A 480-nucleotide genomic window follows, 5' to 3' on the forward strand; every position below is an offset into this window, starting at 1 on the left:
AGTGGAGAATCTTTTCCTTCAGCTCCTTGTTCAATCTTGATTTCTTGACCGAGCGCTTGCGATTATTTTCATAAGACTGTTGAGCATAGTCGGCAGAATAAACCTCTTTAAAGCGTCCTTTTCCAAGACATTGTCGGACTGTCCCACGCTTGATTTCAGTGTGGATAGTTTGAGGAGCTTTTCCAAGTAAAGAGGCGATTTCTCTATTTGATTTCCCTTCCTTTTTCCATCGTTCGATTAAGCGACGGCTATCGATTGTCAAATGTTTGGCTTTTGTAGTATAATGGTTTTGCATCTCTGTGCCTTTCTTGTGTTTGTGATTGAACAACAAGTATAACACAGAGGTGTTTTCTTATGCCTAGAAGAGCTTTCATTTGACAAGAGGAACCCTTGAAGCAGTTTTGTCAGCTAAACCAAGGCTAATCTTAGCCTTGGCTTGTCAGCCTAACAGCATCAAGCCTCTTATCAAATGAAATCGAG

Annotated in this window: 1 protein-coding gene; it reads right to left on the reverse strand. The window is 40.8% G+C overall.

Annotation, left to right across the window (positions count from 1 at the left end; translation table 11 throughout):
• A partial coding sequence (locus tag HT701_RS02980) for a helix-turn-helix domain-containing protein (RefSeq protein WP_172931207.1) occupies positions 1-295 on the reverse strand: 295 nt, incomplete at its 3' end.
• Positions 296-480 lie beyond the last annotated feature (185 nt).

Origin of the sequence: Streptococcus sp. 10824 (assembly GCF_013276595.1) — a bacterium.
In the GTDB taxonomy this organism is placed as follows: domain Bacteria; phylum Bacillota; class Bacilli; order Lactobacillales; family Streptococcaceae; genus Streptococcus; species Streptococcus pseudopneumoniae.